Consider the following 16,569-nt stretch of genomic DNA (forward strand, 5'->3'; position numbering starts at 1 on the left):
ACTTCTGCACGTCAGTACGCTCCCGACGACCGCACCACCGCGGTCACGGTCCTGAGCAGGATCACCAGATCCAGGCTCAGCGACCAGTTCTCGACATAGCGCAGATCCAGCCGGACCGCCTCCTCCCAGGAGAGGTCCGACCGGCCCGACACCTGCCAGAGACCGGTCATGCCCGGCTTCACGGCCAGGCGGCGCCGCACGTCGTCGGCGTAGGCGGCCACCTCCGTCGGCAGTGGCGGCCTCGGACCGACCAGCGACATCCGACCCGACAGGACGTTGAGCAGTTGCGGCAGCTCATCCAGGGAGAACCGGCGCAACCAGCGCCCGACCGGGGTGACACGCGGGTCGTCGCGGATTTTGAAGAGCACACCGTCGTGCTCGTTGAGGTGCCTCAGCTCGGCAAGCCGGGCCTCGGCGTCGACGTACATGCTGCGGAACTTGAAGATCCGGAAAAGACGGCCATCTCGTCCCACACGCACTTGGCGAAAGAGTACCGGGCCACGGGACGTAAGGCCCACGCAGAGCGCCACGGCGAGAAGCACCGGACCGAGAAGGATCAGCAGCACGGCCGCCCCGATTCGATCGACCAGGTCCTTCACCAACCGCGACCCGCCATGCAGCCGCGGATGCTCGACATGCAGCATCGGCAGGCCGTCGAACGGCCGGATCGTGGTCCGCGCGCCGGCCACGTCGACGAGCGCGCTGGCCACCACCAGATCCACCTCGTCCCGCTCCAGCCGCCACGCCAGCCGGCGCACCGCCGCGCCGTCCAGCTCCGGGCAGCTCAACACGACGACGGTGTCGGCGTCGGCGCGTTCCACGGCGTTCGCCACATCCTCGAACGTGCCGTACACCGGCGGATCGGTCACCCCGATCCCGTCCGCGCCCGGCGGCAGGCACGCGCCCACCACCTCCAGCCCGTGGTACCGCTCCCGGCGCAGCTGCCGGGTGATCCCGATGACAGACAGCTCATGACCGACGACGATCACCCGGCGGAGGTTCTCCCCCCGCGACCGGGCCAGATGCAGCCGCTTCCGCAGGACGAACCGCAACACCACGATCGCGGCAATCGCCAACGGGAACGCGACAAGGACATACGACCGGGCAAGATCCAGATTGAGGGCGTACGACACCACGGCCGCCCCGCCGATCAACCCGGTGCCGCCCCGCAGCACCCGCTGATACTCGTCCGAACCGACGAACAGATAGCGCCGCTCGTACGCCCGGGCCGCCACCAGCACCAGCAACAGGACCACCGGCAGCAGCGCCGACCAGATCAGGTACATCCGGTTCCACTCGGTGACCACATCACCGAACCGGACAGCGAACGTGCCCGCCCCCGCCGCCACCCCGGCGCCCAGATCGGCGAGGACGAGAGCCCGCACGTACCGGCGCTCCCAGTCCTGCCGCCGCGACATCGCCGCGTGCCGGCCCGGGACCCGGACGAACGGCCGGTTCGCCGGGCGGGTCGCCATCGACCGGTTACGGGCCCTGGTCAGATGCCGGTCGACGGCCTGGTTCCGGGCCGGCTCCGGGCTCTCCCGCACGACCCGGGGCGGCGCGTTCTCCACGCCCCCCGCCGGGCCGGGGATCCTGCTGTTACGGCCACTGCGATGAGCGGCCGGCCGGCGCTGCGGCCCCGAGTTCAGTGGACGGTCGCCGGTGAACGCGTCCGTCCGATTCTCGGACACGTCCTGCGACATCCCTGATCCCCCGTCACCTCGGCCCGCGCACCGCTCTCGGGCGCCCGTGTGACCAACGGACGGATGGCAGCCGCGTCACGGGATGGACAGATCAGACCCCGTGGTACTTGTTCTGCGCCCACTCGACGCCCTCGAGAACAACCGCCTCGACCACGTCCGCCGCCCGGTCCACCAGGAAGTCCAGCTCCTTGCGCTCCACCGCGGAGAAGTCGGAGAGCACATAGTCGGCCGGGTCCTGGCGGCCCGGAGGCCGGCTGATCCCGAACCGGACGCGCGCGTACTCCTTGCTCGCCAGCGACTTCGACATCGAACGGAGCCCGTTGTGGCCGCCTTCGCCTCCGCCCCGTTTGGCACGAACCTGCCCGAACGGCACATCCAGCTCATCATGCACGGCGATCACCTGAGCCACCGGCACTTTGAAGAACTGTGACAACGCCACCACCGGCGCCCCCGACAGGTTCATGTAGGTCAGCGGCTTGAGCAGGATCAACTTCGGCCCGCCGAAGCCCAGCCGACCCTCGGCAACCTCGGTCTGCGCCCGCTTCGCCCGGCCGAACTTCCCGCCGATCCGCGACGCCAGCAGATCAGCCACCATGAAACCCACGTTGTGCCGGTTACCGGCATACTCCCGGCCCGGGTTGCCCAGCCCGACAACCAGCCAGGGCGACTCGTCGCTCAACCCTCTCGCCTCCACATACACATCAGGGAAAGTGCCGGACGGCACTTTCCCTGATATCTGGCTTACCGCTGCTGCGCGACAGAATTACTCCGCGCTGTCACCCTCGGCCGGAGCCTCGTCCTCAGCCGGAGCCTCGTTCGACTGGGCCGCGTTGATGACCGCGAGCACGGTCTCCGCGTCGACCGCCAGCTCGACACCCTTCGGCAGCTTCACGTCGCCGGCGGTGATGTGCGAACCGGCCTCCAGGCCCTCGATCGACACCTCCAGCTCACCCGGCAGGTGCAGCGCCTCGGCGACCACCGCGACAGTGTTCGACTCGTGCACGATCAGGGTGTTCTTGGCGGCCTCACCGGTCAGCACGACGGTGATGTCCACCTGGATGCGCTCGCCACGCTTCACGATGAGCAGGTCGACGTGCTCGAAGGTGTCGCGGATCGGGTCACGCTGAATCGCCTTCGGCAGGGCCAGGGTGGCCGCCGCGTTGCCGGCGATGTCGATCGTGAAGATCTGGTTGATGCCGCCGTGGCGGATGGCGGCAGCGAACTCACGGGCCGGGAGGGCGATGTGCTGCGGCGCCTCGCCGTGGCCGTACAGCACGGCGGGCACGAGGCCGGCCCGGCGCGTGCGGCGGGCACCACCCTTGCCGAACTCGGTACGGGGCTCGGCGCTGATCTTTACCTCGGACACGGGGAAACTCCTGAAACTCTTCGATGCGGGCTGCGGCTTAAGTCTGCGGCTGCGGTATCCGGCAGTGCTGCGGTGGACCTTCGACGGCAGTGAATACCTTCGAGGGTGACGGTGTTTCTGGCGCTGCCGGGCAAGGGGGCGCGCTGGGCACAGGCCCGGAGCACCGCGTCGATGACGGCACCTCGAGTGGACTGCGAACCTCAGCAGACCACGAGGCACCCTCGCCGTGGCAACCGCACTAGCTTACCTGCCACGATCGTGCATCGGTCAGCGGGTCCGCCCGGCAAGCGACGCCTGCGAAAAAATCACCCTACTGGTGCAAGTTGCACCAGTAGGGCAGGGACGTCCGGAGAACTACACCGATCAGCTCAAGCCACCGAACAGGGTGGTCACCGAACCGTCGTCGAACACCTCACGAATCGCCCGCGCCAAAAGCGGAGCAATCGACAACACCGTGATCTTGTCCAGCCGCTTCTCCGGCGAGAGCGGCAACGTGTTCGTCACCACCAGCTCGCTGATCCGGCTGTTCTTCAACCGCTCCGTCGCCGGATCCGACAACAGCGCGTGCGTCGACGCCACGATCACATCCGCCGCACCCTCCTGGAACAGGATGTCGGCAGCCTTCGCGATCGTGCCACCGGTGTCGATCATGTCGTCGACGATCAGGCACACCCGGCCCTCGACCTCACCGACCACCCGGTTCGCCACCACCTGATTCGGCTTCAGCGGATCACGCGTCTTGTGAATGAAAGCCAGCGGGCAACCACCCAGCCGGTCCGTCCAGCGCTCCGCCACCCGCACCCGGCCGGAATCCGGCGCCACCACCGTCATCGGACGACCCGCGTACTTCTTCTGCACGTAGTCCGCCAGGATGTCCATCGCGAACAGGTGATCCACCGGCCCGTCGAAGAAACCCTGAATCTGCGCGGTGTGCAGGTCGACCGTGAGAATCCGGTTCGCACCGGCAGTCTTCAACAGGTCAGCGACCAGCCGGGCGGAGATCGGCTCCCGGCCACGGTGCTTCTTGTCCTGACGCGAATACGGATAGAACGGCAGAACCACGGTGATCCGCTTCGCCGACCCCCGCTTCAAGGCGTCGATCATGATCAGGGTCTCCATGACCCACCGGTTCACACCCTCGGTCACCGACTGGACGACAAAAGCGTCCGAGCCACGCACCGAATCCTTGAACCGGACGAAAATCTCCCCGTTGGCGAACTCGTACGAATCCGCCGGCGTCGGCGCGACGCCGAGCACCTGACCGATCTCCTCCGCCAGCTCGGGGAAACCCCGGCCGGAGAAAAGCATCAGACTCTTACGGTTCTCGGCGACGATGCTGCCCATCGGCTCGCTGCTCCCGTGGTTAGGGGGTAGGGGGTTCGCATGAAGTATCCCTTGCGGCAACGTAACCGCCACGTTTCCAGGCCCCCAGGTGGGATGCCTCACCCCGGCTGGATCACTCCAGCTCAGGGGTGATATTCGCGGCCTCGGCAGCCGCCGCCGACACCGTCCCCGGACGCTTCCGGGCCACCCAGCCCTCGATGTTGCGCTGCTGCGCCCGCGTCACCCCCAGGTGACCCGCCGGGACATCCTTCTGCACAGCGCTACCAGCGGCCACGTACGCCCCCGGGCCGATCTCCACCGGCGCGATCAACACCGTGTCCGACCCGACGAACGCCGCCTCACCGACCGTGGTGTGACTCTTGTTCACCCCGTCGTAATTCGCGAAGATCGTGCCCGCGCCGATATTGGCCTTCGCCCCGATCGTCGCGTCACCCACATAGGTCAGATGCGGCACCTTCGCACCCTCACCCAACTCGGCGTTCTTCGTCTCCACGAAACCGCCGACCTTCGACTTGCGGGCCAACCGGGTCCCCGGGCGCAGGTACGAGAACGGGCCCACCGTCGCCTCCGGCCCGATCTCCGCACCGATCGAGTGAGTCCGCAGCACCGTCGCACCCGCCGCGACAGTCGTGTCGACAAGCGTGGTGTCCGGGCCGATCACCGCACCCGTCGCCACCGAACTGACACCCAGGATCTGCGTGTTCTGATCGACCACCGCATCCGGCTCCAGAGTGGCCGTCACATCGATCCACGCCGTCGCCGGGTCCAGGATCAACACACCCGACCGCATCCAGCCCGCATTCACCCGATCGCGCATCAGCACCCGCAACTGCGCCAGCTCGGCCCGGTCGTTGCAGCCCAACGTCTCGTACGCGAACTCGGCCACCTCGATCGCCACCGGATGTCCCTCGGACGCCAGAATCCCGAAGACGTCGGTCAGGTATTCCTCGCCCTGCGCATTGTCCGTCGACAACTTGCCCAGAGCCGCCCGCAGCAACTCGGCGTCGAACGCGTAGATCCCCGAGTTGATCTCCCGGATCCGCCGCTGCTCGTCGCTCGCGTCCTTGGCCTCGACGATCCGCTCAAGATTGCCGTCAGCGCCCCGGACGATGCGGCCCAGCCCGCCCGGCTCGGCCACCTCCGCACTCAACACGGTCGCCGCCGCGCCGGCCCGCTCGTGCCGGGCCAGCAGCGCCTCCACCGTCTCCGGGCGCAGCAGCGGCACGTCACCACTGAGCACCACCACGGTGCCGGTCAGGTCGGGGGTGGCGTCCAGCGCGATCCGCACGGCGTGGCCGGTCCCGTTCTGCTCGGCCTGCAGCACCGGCGTGGCAGCCGGGGCCGCCTCGGCCAGGAACGCGCCGACCTGGTCGGCCTTGTGCCCGACGACGACCACGGTGCGATCGGTGTTGATCGCCGACGCGACGTGCAGGACGTGACCGAGCAGGGTGCGGCCGAGCAGCGGCTGCAGAACCTTGGGCGTCGCGGACTTCATCCGCTTGCCCTCACCGGCGGCGAGGACGACGACGGTACGGCTGGGGGCCTGGCTCACGCTGGACTCCATGGGTCGCGGTGGCATCGTGCATGCGGCGTCACATCAACCGCCCGGCCAACTGAGGGGCCTATATCATAAATTTGCTCGGCTGTCAGGACTCGAACCTGAAATGAGCGAGTCAAAGTCGCTAGTGTTGCCAATTACACCACAGCCGAATAGTGCTGAAGACAGACTAGCGCCCCTCCTCCCCGACACCGAAAGCGGACGCTGCCTGCCGGGCGATGGCCCGGGCCACGCCCTCCATCCGCCAATACAACAAGCGGGACTTGGGCGCCTCGATGACCAGACAGCCGTGGTAGTCCGCGCCAACGTTGCCCCGCCTGGTCAGCGGCTTGTGCTTCTTGATCGTCGGCGACCGGAAGCGCTCGAGGGGGATCGCCAGCCGCTCGGCCCACCATTCGGCAGCCGCCCCCGCGTCGGCTGTCTCATGGATGTGCACGCGGTAGTTGAGGCCGTCCGGCCTGAATCCACCCAGTTGCAGGAAGCGCAGATGCAGCTGGAGCAGGCCAGGATCGCTGTTGATGATGACCAGCCGATCGTTACGTGCCCACGGCTTGGATTTCGAGCCCTCACACCAGTAGGCGACGGCCCCCAGCAGCAACACGTCCCGCTCCGAAAGCCGGCCGACATCATGGGCAGCCTCTTCCCACACCTCGGCCTGCCGCCGATCGCGATCAGTCCGGTAATCGTCCCAGCGCCCGGCGATCCGCTTCTCCGCCTGCTCACGTTTCTCCCGGGCCCGTTCCGTGTCTTGATCGAGCGGAATGTGACCGGCCCACCTGAACGCTGTCGATTTTGCGACACCCAGCTTGGCAGCGATGTCGTTGATCGACCATCCGGCCTCGCGCAGCGCGGCAGCTTCGCGCCGCACATCGTCCTTCGCGTTCGGCCGGCGGGTCCACTCCGGCGGCTCGATGCCGCGCAACCAGTCCGTCAGCGTCCCGTTGCTCACCCCGAAGATCTTCATCAGTTGTGATCGCGACAGCCCCGGGTCGACCCGCAGCCGGCGCGCCTCGTCACGCATCTCTTTCTTGTCCACAAGAGCCCCCGCTCTCTAGCTGTGCAGAATCTGAACACTCAGCACCTAGCTGCATATCAGCTAGGCGCATAGCTAGGTTACAAGGGGCGTGATTCGGTTGGCAAGTCGATCGATGTGCCGCTGCTGGCAGGATGGGCCGGTGACTGAGCGCGGGGACTCCATCGACAGGCAACGACGGATCAGGATGCCGGCTGCCCAGCGCCGCGAGCAGCTGATCACCGTCGGTCGTCAGCTGTTCGCCGAGCGGGGCTATGACGCGACCAGCGTGGAGGAGGTCGCGGCCCGGGCGAAGGTGTCGAAGCCGGTGGTCTACGAGCACTTCGGCGGCAAGGAGGGCCTGTACGCGGTGGTCGTGGACCGTGAGGTGCGCGCGCTGCTGGATCGGATCGCCGCGGCGCTCACCGCGGGTCATCCGCGGGAGCTGCTGGAGCAGGCGACGTTGGCGCTGCTGGATTACATCGACGAGGAGCCGCACGGTTTTCAGGTGCTGGTCCGTAATTCGCCGTTGTTGTCGGCGTCGGGCAGCTTCTCGAGCGTGATGAACGACGTGGCTCATCAGGCGGAGCACATTCTGGGCGCCGAGTTCAAGAGCCGGGGTCTGGACGCGAAGCTCGCGGAGCTCTACTCACAGGCGCTGGTGGGGATGGTGGCGCTGGTGGGGCAGTGGTGGCGGGAGGCGCGTAAGCCGAAGAAGGAGGTGGTGGCCGCGCATCTGGTGAATCTGGCCTGGAACGGCCTGTCGCACTTGGAGCCGAAGCCGGAGCCGCTGACCCGCCGGGTCCGCTGAGGGACCCGGCGACGGATCAGTGGTCAGGCGGTGCGGCCTTCGCGTACCTGGCGCGGGGCGCCGGCCTGCGATTGCGGCGCCGACTTGCTGTAGAGGCTGACGGTGATCAGCAGCAGGCCGACGAGGTAGGTGACGATCACCGTGGACATGGTGAATCCGAAGAAGTTCACGTTGTCGGTGCGGAGCACGCACAGTTCGTAGCTGCCGAGGACCAGGAGGCCCCAGCCCAGGTACTGGTCGATGGCCACGTCGATGTTGCGGCCGACGGCGGTGCCGAGCAGGACGATCGCGCCGAGTGCGAGCGAGACGATCGACCAGGCCATGTTGCTGCCCTGGCCGAGGACGCGCGCGCCGGGCCCGGTGAAGGCCTCACCCGAGGTGGTGATGAACCCGATGATGCCGAACGCCACCAGGTAGGCCCCGGTGATGAAGCCGACGATCCGGTAGATCGGCCGAAGCGGGTGATTGACCGGGGTGTGCGCCATGGTTCCGTCTCCAAGGTCAGGTGTCTTCGCGTCGATTCTCGCGTATCCCCGACAAGCGGCGCAGGCACACCCCCCGGATCACGAATTACGACAACTGTTCCGCGAGTTCGAGCCAGGCTTCTTCGGTGTCGGCCTTCTCCTGTTGCACGGCTTTGAGCTGAGCTTCCAGTTCGACGAGCTTGTCGTAGTCGCTGCCGTGCACGGCCAGGCTCTCGTTGATCTTGGCTTCTTTCTCGGAGAGCTTCTCCATCTGGCGTTCGAGCTTCGCCAGATCCTTCTTGGCCTGGCGCAACTCACCGGAGGTGAGGCCGTTTCCGGTCTGCGCCGCTTGCGGCGCACCCTTGGGGGGTACGCCCGGAGCAGCCGGCGTGGCCACCCGGGCCAGGTATTCGTCGACGCCGCCGACGAGGTGGACCATCTTCCCGTCGCCGAACATGCCGTAGACGGTGTCGGTGACCCGCTCGACCAGGTATCGGTCGTGGCTGGCCACGACCATCGTGCCGGGCCAGGAGTCGAGCAGGTCTTCCAGCGCGGCCAGGGTGTCGGTGTCGAGGTCGTTGGTGGGCTCGTCGAGGAGGAGCACGTTGGGTTCGGTGGCGAGCAGGCGCAGCATCTGCAGTCGCCGCCGTTCGCCGCCGGACAGGTCGCTGACGGGTGTCCAGATCCGCTTGTCGGTGAATCCGAAGACTTCGGCGAGCTGGCCGGCGGAGAGTTCCCGGTCGCCGAGTTTCACCCGTTTGGCGACTTCCTCGACGGCTTCGAGCAGGCGCAGGTGCCCGGGCAGCTCTTTGAGCTCCTGGGAGAGGAAGGCGGGCCGCACCGTCGATCCGGTGATCAGGCGGCCGCCGTCGGGGGTGGTGACGCCGGCGAGCATGCGCAGCAGGGTGGTCTTGCCGGCCCCGTTGGCGCCGAGGATGGCGATCCGGTCGCCGGGCCCGACCTGCCAGGTCAGGTCCTGGAAGATCGGTTTGGGTCCGGCTTTCAGTTCGACGCGTTCCAGGTCGTAGACCTGTTTGCCGAGCCGGGTGGTGGCCAGGCGCTGGAGGCTGACCTGGTCGCGGGCGGGGGGCACGTCGGCGATCAGCGCGTTGGCCGCGTCGATGCGGAATTTCGGTTTCGACGTGCGGGCCGGTGGGCCGCGGCGCAGCCAGGCGATCTCTTTGCGGAGCAGGTTCTGCCGGCGGGCCTCGACGGAGGCGGCGATGCGCTGGCGTTCGGCGCGCGCGAGGATCCAGGCGGCGTATCCGCCTTCGTAGGTGTGCACCTGCTCGTCCACGACCTCCCAGGTCATGGTGCAGACGGCGTCGAGGAACCAGCGGTCGTGGGTGACGACGAGCAGGGCGCCCCGGCGGGTCAGCAGGTGTTTGGCGAGCCAGTCGACGCCGGCCACGTCGAGGTGGTTGGTGGGCTCGTCGAGGATCAGCAGGTCGCTCTCGCGGACGAGCAGGGCGGCGAGGGCGACGCGGCGGCGTTCGCCGCCGGACATCGGCCCGACGGGGGTGTCCAGGCCGAGGTGGCCCATGCCGAGCCCGTCGAGGATGGTGCGCACCCCGGCGTCGCCGGCCCACTCGTGTTCGGCGCCCATGCTCTGCGGCAGCCAGGCGGTGCCGAGCACGACGTCGCGGACGGTGAGTTCGCCGGCGAGGTCGAGCGTCTGGGGCAGGGTCGCGACGCGGAGGTCACGGCGGTGGGTGACCCGGCCGGAGTCGGGCTCCTCGGTTTTGGCGAGCATGCGGAGCAGAGTCGATTTGCCGGCGCCGTTGAGGCCGACGATGCCGATGCGGGCGTCGTCGTCCAGGCCGAGCGAAACGTCGGTGAGCAACTGGCCGGCGGCGCCGTAACCTTTGCTGACCCGGTCCAGGTTGATGATGTTGGCCACGATGCCTCTAGGTTACCCGCGCGCCGGGCTGGGGTCCGCGGGCGGTGACGGCGGCCCGGCAGACGCGTGCCGCGGTGAGCCCGTCGGCGATCTCCTGGGCGTGTGCGGCGTCGGCGGCGAGGAAGACGCAGGTCGGACCGGAGCCGGAGACGATGCCGGCGATCGCGCCGGCCTCGTGGCCGGCTTTGAGCACGTCGGCCAGTTGCGGGCGGAGGGAGAGGGCGGCGGCTTGCAGGTCGTTGCCGAGGGCTTCGCCGAGCACTTCGGGGTCGCGCTGGCGCATCGCGGCCATGAGCCGGTCGGTGCCGCCGAGGGGGACGGGCGGCGCGGGCTGGTCGGTGGCGCGGAGCCGGTCGAGTTCGCGGTAGACGGCGGGGGTGGACAGGCCGCCGTCGGCGATCGCCACCACCCAGTGCCAGACGGTGGGGCGGGCCAGGATGGGACTGACCGCCTCGCCGTGGCCGGTGCCCAGGGCGGTGCCGCCGTGCAGCAGGAACGGCACGTCGGAGCCGAGTTCGGCGCCGACCTCGGCCAGTTCGTCGCGGGACATGCCGAGGCCCCACAGCAGGTCGCAGGCGATGAGGGTGGCGGCGGCGTCGGCGCTGCCTCCGGCCAGGCCGCCGGCCAGCGGGATGCTCTTGCGCAGGTGCAGCCGGGCGTAGGCGGGCACGCGCCGGCGGGCGGCGAGCGCCCGGGCGGCCCGGATGATCAGGTTTGACTCGTCGAGTTCGAGTTCGCCGGTGCCCTCGCCTTCCATGGTGAGGGTGAGGGTGTCGCCGCGGCGGGCGGTGAGCTCGTCGAACAGGCTGATCGCGTGGTAGACGGTGTTGAGCTCGTGGTAGCCGTCGGGTCGTAGCGGGCCGACCCCGAGGTGCAGGTTGATCTTGGCCGGGACGCGCACCTTGACCGGGCCGCGGTGCGGGCGGGGCTCGTCGTCGTCCGGTCCCCACGCCTCCGTCACGGAGTGCTGTCCCGGGTCGCGAACGGCTTGCTCAACACCAGCTCCGTATCGGATTCGCCGGGCGGCACGGCTGTCATGAGTCGACCTCCTCGGGCTCTGCGCGGGACGGGGTGAGCTTACCGCCGTACCCCGACAGTTTTGCCTCCGCCGCGATCGCGGCGAACTCGCCGACCGTGAGGGACTCGCCGCGCGCCTGTGGGCTCACGCCGGCCGCCCGCAGCACGGACTCGGCCTTGTCGGGGCCGCCGGCCCAGCCGGCCAGTGCGGCCCGCAGGGTCTTGCGCCGTTGCGCGAACGCGGCGTCCACCACGGCGAACACGGCGGCCCGGCCGGCGGCTGCGGCGGGCTGTTCCCGGCGGGCGAAGAAGACCAGGCCGGAGTCCACGTTGGGCACCGGCCAGAACACCGCCGGCGGCACCTTCCCGGCCGGTTTGGCGGCGGCGTACCAGGCGAGTTTCACCGACGGGACGCCGTACACCTTCGAACCCGGGCCGGCGGTGAGCCGGTCGGCGACCTCTTTCTGCACCATCACCAGGCCGCCGCGGAGCGTGGGCAGTTCGGCGAGCAGGTGCAGCACCACGGGGACCGCCACGTTGTACGGCAGGTTCGCCACGAGCATCGTCGGCGCCGGGTCGAACCGGTCGCCGGTGACCTTGAGCGCGTCGGCGAGGTGGACCGTGAGGTGCGGCGCGGCGACGGTCTCCGGCAGCGCTTTCGCGAGGGTGGGGTCGATCTCCACGGCGTGCACGTGCCGGACCGCGCCGACCAGGCCGAGGGTGAGCGAGCCGAGCCCGGGGCCGATCTCCAGCGCCACGTCGTCGGGTCGGAGCTGGGCGGCGGCGACGATGCGCCGGATGGTGTTCGGGTCGTGCAGGAAGTTCTGGCCGAGCTTCTTGGTCGGCGCGACTCCGAGGCGCGCGGCCAGGTCCCGGATCTCCGCCGGGCCGAGAAGTGAATCAGCCATGTCGCAGAGCCTACGGTGGCCGGCCCGGGCGGCTGGACACCGCCGGGTAGGAATGGAGTGATGGTGGAGTTGCTGGAACTGCGTGGAGTGGTGGAAGCGACACCGGACGAGGTCGCCGCGGTGCTGCTGGACGCCCGGCCCGGCGGGCGGTCACCGCTGGCGGCGCCCGGCCCGACCGAGCTGACCGAGGACGGCGGCGACGAGTTCGTGATGATCCGGGAGGGCAGCCGGGTCACCGTTTCGATCGATCACCAGGCCCGTTCGGTGACGCTGCAGGGCGAATGGTGGTATCGCGGGGTCACCTCGATCGAGCCGGATCCGCGTGGCGCGCTGGTGGTCCACCGGATCTACAACGTCGCCCCGGGTCATCGCTGGGCGGTGCGGATGGTGGCCCGTGGCCCGCTGCACGCTGCGCCGACCGGTTTCGCCACCCAGCTCGAGCAGCTCAGCCGCGAGCTGGGCACCGCCGCCTGGGTCGAACCCGACTGACGCAGCGTGTGGAGTTGCGGCGCGCATAGCGGCCGAACTCCACACACGGGCAGGAGGCCGGAACCGGTGTGTGGAGTTGCGGCGTGTAGGACGGCCGAACTCCACACGCGGGGTCAGCGCCAGCTGCCGAAGACGGTGTCGCCGTTGGCGGAGATGGTGGCGCAGAGGGTGTCCAGGTCGGCGCCGGTGGTCTCGGCGAGCAGCCGCATGGTCAGCGGGACGAGGTAGGACGCGTTGGGGCGGCCCCGGTACGGGATCGGCGTCAGGTACGGCGCGTCGGTCTCCACCATCATCTGCCCGGGCGGGGTGATCGCGGCCGCTTCGCGCAGGTTGGCGGCGCTGGCGAAGGTGACCGTCCCGGCGAAGCTCAGGTAGTAGCCGCGGCGTACGCATTCGGCGGCGAACTCGGCGTCGCCGGAGAAGCAGTGCAGCACCACCCGGTCCGGGGCGCCCTCGGAGTCCAGGACGCGCAGCACGTCGGCGTGGGCGTCCCGGTCGTGGATGACGAGGGCCTTGCCGTACCGCTTGGCGATGGCGATGTGCGCGCGGAAGCTCTCCTCCTGCGCGGCCCGCCCGTCCTCGCCGGTCCGGAAGGTGTCCAGTCCGGTCTCGCCGACGCCGCGGACCCGGGGCCGGGCCGCCAGCGATTCGATCTCGCGCAGTGCCTCGTCCAGGTCGGACAGCCGGGGCGCCTCGTTCGGGTGCAGGGCGACCGTGGCGAGCACGGCGTTGTTCGCCTCGGCCAGGTCGGCGCCCCACCGTGACGAGGTGACGTCGACTCCGACCTGGACCAGCCGGTCCACTCCGCTCTTGGCGGCTGCCGCGATCAGCGCCTCGACCGGGTCGCCGGCGGCGTCGCCGGGCACTCCGGCCTCCTGGACGGTCAGGTCGAGGTGGGTGTGGCTGTCGAAGACCGGGACGGCGAGCGGCTCGGGCGCGGGCGGGAACTCCCCGGAACGGCGGGAGTCCTTCTTGCGGCGCGATTCCGATGGCGAAGGCATGTGAGACATTGTGCACGCCCCGTTTTTCGGTAACCGGCCGTTCATCCGATATCCACCGCCGTCACTTACGTTGCGCCCCGTGACCGTGACCGGTGAGGACAGTGAGCTGGGTTCGGACCCGCTCGACCCACCCCTGATGGCGCCGCTGCGCCGGGACATCAGCTGGCAGCAGGTGCAGTCGATGAGCCAGTCGGTGGGGTACCGCGACGATCCGGTGCTGCGCGGCATCCGGGCCACGGCGGCGATCCGCCGGGGCACCCGGATGACCAAGGTGCTCTCCCCGGCCCAGGTCGCCGGTCATCTCGGGGGCTGGCTGCCGTACGGCTTCTGCTACCGCTCCAGCGACATCGCGCACCTGCGCGAACCCGACCAACTGGGCCTGCTGCGGACCGACGGCGCGACCGACGGGCAGGTGACGTTCGCGTTGCGCTGGCGGGCGATCGACCCGCTGGACTACGAGGTGCCGGCGGCGCCCGCGCACCCGGGGCTGGCCGCGTTGCCCGGTCATTCGCGGATCGGGGCGATGGTGCTCGGCACCGGTTTCACGCCGAGCACCGACGATCTGATCCCGGAGTATGTGACGGCCGGGTTCGCCGATCTGCCGCTGCCGGCGAACGCGCAGATCCTGGCGTACGTTCCGGGCGGTGACGAGGTGGTGCTCTACACCTTCCAGCCGGAGCAGAACGGCTGGCTGCGGCTGGCCGGGCCCCGGTGGCGCGGCCTGCTGTCGGAGATCCCCGGCGGCAGCCCGGACCGCGAGTACGTGCCGTGCACGGCCCCGGGTTCGGCGCGTCTGGTGGGCCGGATCAACGATCAGGAGTACGAGGCGGTCGCCGATCCGCCGGGCGAGTTCCGGGTACGGGCGCTGACCCGTGCCGCCCGCTATCCGGTGCAGACCCTGAGCCGCCGCGCCGAGCAGGCCCGCTGGCGTGGCGCGGCCTGCTGGGTGCTGCAGCGCGACGAGACGTGGGCCCGGCTGCGGCTGCTGCGCCCGGACGCCGACGCGATCAACGCGACCGGCGCCCGGTGCTACGAGCGGGGTATCTACGAGTCCTGGGCGCCGGTCGACGAACTGGCCGATCACCACATCGCGGAGATCGCGTACCAGATCTGATCAGTTGCCTTCGCCGAGGCGGGCCAGTTCCTCCTCGACGACCGACGGCTCGAGCTTGCGGAAGACCGGTTTCGGGGCGGCCAGCGGGGTGCCCGGCACCACCGGCACCGACTCCCAGCGGGCGCCGACCTTGTAGTCGCCGGTCAGCACCGGGTAGGACGGGCCGCCGTCGAGGTCCTCGACCTCTTCGATCCGCGGCATCGGGGCGTGCACGCCCTCACCGCCGAGCAGCTCGAACACCTTCTGCGCGGAGTGCGGCAGGAACGGGGTGAGCAGCGTGTTGGCGTCGCTGATCACCTGCAGGGCGACGAACAGGACGGTGGCCTGGCGGGGCTTGTCCTCGTCGGACTTCAGCTTCCACGGGGCCTGCTCGGACAGGTACTTGTTGGCCTCGGCGACGACCCGCATCGCCTCGCCGATCGCGGCTTTCTGCCGGTGTTTGCCGATCAGCTCGCCGACCGTACCGAAACCGGCCTTGGCGACGGCGAGCACCGCCTCGTCCTCGGGTGTCAGCGGACCCGGTGCGGGGATCGCGCCGAAGTTCTTCGCCGCCATCGAGATGGACCGGTTGACCAGGTTGCCCCAGCCGGCGACCAGCTCGTCGTTGTTGCGGCGGACGAACTCGGCCCAGGTGAAGTCGGTGTCGTTGGACTCCGGGCCGGCGGCGGCGATGAAGTAGCGCAGCGCGTCGGCGTCGTAGCGCTCCAGGAAGTCGCGCACGTAGATGACCACCCGGCGCGACGAGGAGAACTTCTTGCCCTCCATCGTCAGGTACTCGCTGGAGACGACCTCGGTCGGCAGGTTCAGCCTGCCGAAGCCGCCGGCCGTGCCGCCCTTGTCGCCCTCGCCGGAGTAGCCGAGCAGCAGGGCCGGCCAGATCACCGAGTGGAAGACGATGTTGTCCTTGCCCATGAAGTAGTAGCCGAGCGCGTCCTTGCCCTGCGCGTCGGCGGACCACCACTGCCGCCACGCCTCCGGGTCGCCGGTGCGCCGCGCCCACTCGATGGACGCCGACAGGTAGCCGATGACGGCGTCGAACCAGACGTAGATCCGCTTGTCGTTGCGGTCGCGCCAGCCGTCCAGCGGGATCGGGACGCCCCACTCCAGGTCCCGGGTGATCGCGCGGGGCTGCAGGTCGTCGAGCAGGTTGCGGGAGAACTTGAGGACGTTGGGCCGCCAGTTCTCCCGCTGGTCGAGCCAGCCGCCGATCGCCTCGGCGAAGGCCGGCAGGTCGAGGAAGAAGTGCTCGGTCTCGACGAACTGGGGGGTCTCGCCGTTGATCCGGGAGCGCGGGTTGACCAGCTGCTCCGGGTCGAGCTGGTTGCCGCAGTTGTCGCACTGGTCGCCGCGGGCGCCCTCGTAGCCGCAGATCGGGCAGGTGCCCTCGATGTAGCGGTCGGGCAGGGTGCGGCCGGTGGACGGGGAGATCGCGCCGAGGGTGGTGCGGGCGACGATGTACCCGTTGGCGTGCAGGCCCTCGAACAGCTCCTGGACGATCGCGTAGTGGTTGCGGGTGGTGGTGCGGGTGAACAGGTCGTAGGAGAGACCGAGCCCGTGCAGATCCTCGACGATGACCCGGTTGTAGCGGTCGGCGAGCTGGCGCGGGGTGACCCCGTCGGCGTCGGCCTGGACCTGGATCGGGGTGCCGTGCTCGTCGGTGCCGGACACCATGAGCACGTCGTGGCCGGCCATCCGCATGTACCGGCTGAAAACGTCGGACGGAACGCCGAAGCCGGAAACATGGCCGATGTGGCGCGGGCCGTTGGCGTAGGGCCAGGCAACCGCGGCGAGAACGTGACTCATGACGTACAAGCGTAGTGACCGCCCGGCGGAGCCCGCCAACGGATCGTCCGTGTGCCGATTTGTCCCGACACGCCCGATC

At 69.4% G+C, this 16,569-nt stretch carries 15 protein-coding genes and 1 tRNA gene; 3 read left to right on the plus strand and 13 right to left on the minus strand.

Features of this window, described 5'->3' with window-relative positions:
- Positions 1 to 11: 11 nt before the first annotated feature.
- From ACZ3II_RS02455 to ACZ3II_RS02485, 7 genes are all read right to left on the minus strand, one after another.
- Positions 12 to 1,703: a sugar transferase gene (locus ACZ3II_RS02455; RefSeq protein WP_465515834.1), complete on the minus strand. Its 1,692-nt coding sequence runs from the start codon at positions 1,701 to 1,703 to the stop codon at positions 12 to 14.
- 91 nt (positions 1,704 to 1,794) lie between these two features.
- Positions 1,795 to 2,382: an aminoacyl-tRNA hydrolase gene (pth, locus tag ACZ3II_RS02460; protein WP_465515835.1), complete on the minus strand. Its 588-nt coding sequence runs from the start codon at positions 2,380 to 2,382 to the stop codon at positions 1,795 to 1,797.
- Between the two features lie 84 nt (positions 2,383 to 2,466).
- Positions 2,467 to 3,069: a 50S ribosomal protein L25/general stress protein Ctc gene (locus ACZ3II_RS02465; protein WP_465515836.1), complete on the minus strand. Its 603-nt coding sequence runs from the start codon at positions 3,067 to 3,069 to the stop codon at positions 2,467 to 2,469.
- A gap of 363 nt (positions 3,070 to 3,432) precedes the next feature.
- The gene (locus ACZ3II_RS02470) at positions 3,433 to 4,413 is read right to left on the minus strand and encodes a ribose-phosphate diphosphokinase (RefSeq protein WP_465516587.1); all 981 of its coding nucleotides are present in this window, start codon (positions 4,411 to 4,413) and stop codon (positions 3,433 to 3,435) included.
- Between the two features lie 112 nt (positions 4,414 to 4,525).
- A complete protein-coding gene (gene glmU, locus ACZ3II_RS02475) occupies positions 4,526 to 5,965 on the minus strand; it encodes a bifunctional UDP-N-acetylglucosamine diphosphorylase/glucosamine-1-phosphate N-acetyltransferase GlmU (RefSeq protein WP_465515837.1) in 1,440 nt (479 codons plus the stop codon).
- A gap of 86 nt (positions 5,966 to 6,051) precedes the next feature.
- Positions 6,052 to 6,123, minus strand: a tRNA-Gln gene (locus ACZ3II_RS02480).
- 17 nt (positions 6,124 to 6,140) lie between these two features.
- A complete protein-coding gene (locus tag ACZ3II_RS02485) occupies positions 6,141 to 7,007 on the minus strand; it encodes a helix-turn-helix domain-containing protein (RefSeq protein ID WP_465515838.1) in 867 nt (288 codons plus the stop codon).
- Positions 7,008 to 7,191: 184 nt separating this feature from the next.
- Between ACZ3II_RS02485 and ACZ3II_RS02490 the strand changes: the two genes are divergently transcribed.
- Entirely contained in the window at positions 7,192 to 7,794 is a 603-nt protein-coding gene (locus ACZ3II_RS02490; protein WP_465516588.1) for a TetR family transcriptional regulator, read from the plus strand.
- A 23-nt stretch (positions 7,795 to 7,817) separates the two neighbouring features.
- Here ACZ3II_RS02490 and ACZ3II_RS02495 read toward each other — a convergent pair whose 3' ends face one another.
- From ACZ3II_RS02495 to rsmA, 4 genes are all read right to left on the minus strand, one after another.
- The gene (locus ACZ3II_RS02495) at positions 7,818 to 8,279 is read right to left on the minus strand and encodes a DUF4383 domain-containing protein (RefSeq protein WP_465515839.1); all 462 of its coding nucleotides are present in this window, start codon (positions 8,277 to 8,279) and stop codon (positions 7,818 to 7,820) included.
- A gap of 85 nt (positions 8,280 to 8,364) precedes the next feature.
- Complete coding sequence (locus tag ACZ3II_RS02500; protein WP_465515840.1) at positions 8,365 to 10,158, minus strand: ABC-F family ATP-binding cassette domain-containing protein; 1,794 nt, start codon at positions 10,156 to 10,158, stop codon at positions 8,365 to 8,367.
- Positions 10,159 to 10,165: 7 nt separating this feature from the next.
- Positions 10,166 to 11,119: a 4-(cytidine 5'-diphospho)-2-C-methyl-D-erythritol kinase gene (locus ACZ3II_RS02505; RefSeq protein WP_465515841.1), complete on the minus strand. Its 954-nt coding sequence runs from the start codon at positions 11,117 to 11,119 to the stop codon at positions 10,166 to 10,168.
- Positions 11,120 to 11,192: 73 nt separating this feature from the next.
- Entirely contained in the window at positions 11,193 to 12,083 is an 891-nt protein-coding gene (rsmA, locus tag ACZ3II_RS02510) for a 16S rRNA (adenine(1518)-N(6)/adenine(1519)-N(6))-dimethyltransferase RsmA (protein WP_465515842.1), read from the minus strand.
- 60 nt (positions 12,084 to 12,143) lie between these two features.
- Between rsmA and ACZ3II_RS02515 the strand changes: the two genes are divergently transcribed.
- Positions 12,144 to 12,572: a hypothetical protein gene (locus tag ACZ3II_RS02515; protein WP_465515843.1), complete on the plus strand. Its 429-nt coding sequence runs from the start codon at positions 12,144 to 12,146 to the stop codon at positions 12,570 to 12,572.
- 113 nt (positions 12,573 to 12,685) lie between these two features.
- On the opposite strand, the gene ACZ3II_RS02520 is transcribed toward ACZ3II_RS02515, so the two are convergent.
- The gene (locus ACZ3II_RS02520; RefSeq protein ID WP_465515844.1) at positions 12,686 to 13,582 is read right to left on the minus strand and encodes a TatD family hydrolase; all 897 of its coding nucleotides are present in this window, start codon (positions 13,580 to 13,582) and stop codon (positions 12,686 to 12,688) included.
- A gap of 70 nt (positions 13,583 to 13,652) precedes the next feature.
- Here ACZ3II_RS02520 and ACZ3II_RS02525 point away from each other — a divergent pair, with 70 nt between their 5' ends.
- Positions 13,653 to 14,687 carry a hypothetical protein gene (locus tag ACZ3II_RS02525; RefSeq protein WP_465515845.1) on the plus strand — a complete coding sequence of 345 codons (1,035 nt, stop codon included), beginning with the start codon at positions 13,653 to 13,655 and terminating at the stop codon, positions 14,685 to 14,687.
- Here ACZ3II_RS02525 and metG read toward each other — a convergent pair whose 3' ends face one another.
- On the minus strand, positions 14,688 to 16,490 hold the full coding sequence (metG, locus tag ACZ3II_RS02530; protein ID WP_465515846.1) for a methionine--tRNA ligase: 1,803 nt from the start codon (positions 16,488 to 16,490) through the stop codon (positions 14,688 to 14,690).
- Positions 16,491 to 16,569 lie beyond the last annotated feature (79 nt).

The sequence above is a fragment of the Actinoplanes sp. NPDC019969 genome, assembly GCF_055562375.1.

Coding starts and splice junctions, on each gene's coding strand:
- ACZ3II_RS02470 (WP_465516587.1), bottom strand. CDS start 4,413: ATGGGCAGCATCGTCGCCGAGAACCGTAAGAGTCTGATGCTTTTCTCC.
- rsmA (WP_465515842.1), bottom strand. CDS start 12,083: ATGGCTGATTCACTTCTCGGCCCGGCGGAGATCCGGGACCTGGCCGCG.
- ACZ3II_RS02520 (WP_465515844.1), bottom strand. CDS start 13,582: ATGTCTCACATGCCTTCGCCATCGGAATCGCGCCGCAAGAAGGACTCC.
- ACZ3II_RS02495 (WP_465515839.1), bottom strand. CDS start 8,279: ATGGCGCACACCCCGGTCAATCACCCGCTTCGGCCGATCTACCGGATC.
- ACZ3II_RS02455 (WP_465515834.1), bottom strand. CDS start 1,703: ATGTCGCAGGACGTGTCCGAGAATCGGACGGACGCGTTCACCGGCGAC.
- metG (WP_465515846.1), bottom strand. CDS start 16,490: ATGAGTCACGTTCTCGCCGCGGTTGCCTGGCCCTACGCCAACGGCCCG.
- ACZ3II_RS02490 (WP_465516588.1), top strand. CDS start 7,192: ATGCCGGCTGCCCAGCGCCGCGAGCAGCTGATCACCGTCGGTCGTCAG.
- ACZ3II_RS02515 (WP_465515843.1), top strand. CDS start 12,144: ATGGTGGAGTTGCTGGAACTGCGTGGAGTGGTGGAAGCGACACCGGAC.